The sequence below is a fragment of the Ruegeria spongiae genome, from assembly GCF_023502395.1.
In the GTDB taxonomy this organism is placed as follows: Bacteria; Pseudomonadota; Alphaproteobacteria; order Rhodobacterales; family Rhodobacteraceae; genus Ruegeria_C; species Ruegeria_C spongiae.
On sequence record NZ_JAMFMB010000081.1, the window covers coordinates 1 to 1098 of the forward strand.

Annotated in this window: 1 protein-coding gene; it reads right to left on the bottom strand. The window is 64.7% G+C overall.

Annotation, left to right across the window (positions count from 1 at the left end; genetic code table 11):
- Positions 1–1037 (bottom strand): tyrosine-type recombinase/integrase (locus tag M3P21_RS22315; RefSeq protein WP_249713709.1); only part of this gene is annotated, 1037 nt, incomplete at its 3' end.
- Positions 1038–1098: the final 61 nt, after the last annotated feature.

The following is a 1098-nucleotide window of genomic DNA, read 5'->3' on the forward strand; positions in this document are numbered from 1 at the left end:
GCCGGGTTATCCGCGATGTCCACATCATCATAGTATTTCTGCGCCTGGGCGACGGAGCGGTGCAGGGACAGGCGCATGGCGGCCTGGATCGGGGCGCCATCGAGGGCGGCCTGGGTCAGAAACCCGGACCGCAGGCCGTGAGGGGAGGCAAAATCCTCTGGCAAGCCCGCCAGTTTTAGGCGGTGCCGGACGATCTGGTAGATCGCATTCGGGCTGAGGCGTCGTTTCAACACCCGGTCGGCCTTGGAGATTGGCCGGAACAAGGGGCCGCCCTGAATCTCACCCACTTCGACCCAATGCACCAGCGCCTGCGCCGCGCGGCCCTTCAACACCAAACGCGGTGTCTCACCCTTTTGGGTGGTCTTGGTTTCCAATAGCGAGATCCAGACTCGACCCTTCTCCTCAAACTCCTTCAGCGACACATCCTCGCGCCTCAGTCCGGTGATCTCAGACCGACGCCGCCCCCCTGACGCCCAACCCAACATCAGGATGGCGCGGTCGCGGCAATCGCGACGACTGCCGCGGCAGGTGGTCAGCAACTGTTCGAGCACATCGCGGGTGATTGGGTGCTGCGATTTCGGGGCAGGGGGGCGGGCTGCGGCGCGGCGGGCCTTGGCGCGGGCCTGTTTCACCTGTGGCGCGTCGAACGGGGAAGGGAGGTTCTTCATCCGGTGAAACGCCAGCCAGGAGGCGATGCGCCGGTCCAGGGTGGACGGGGCCGGGCAGGCCAGCGACTTGCGCAAGCCTTGGGCCATCAGCGCCTCGGCCGTCTGGCGGGCGATGTCGGTTTCTGGTGTATCATTCAGATCCCGCGCGTGATCCAGGATGAAGGCGAGGGCGGTTTCCTGGCGCTCGGGCCAGTCCAGCGCGGCGCTGAAGCGCGCTGTTTTCCATGCCGTGATGTAGAGCAGGTCGCGCTCGTAAGCGCGCAGCGTATTGGCGGGCGTGCCGCGCACATAAAGATCGGTCAGCGCGCCTTGGTCTGCGGCGGAGAGGGCAGGGGAGGCGGGTGGGAGATAGGGGGCAGGGGATGTCATGGGGGCTATTCTGCGCTCATTTCGCCGGGAAATCAATTATGCATAATAAGAGATACTTATC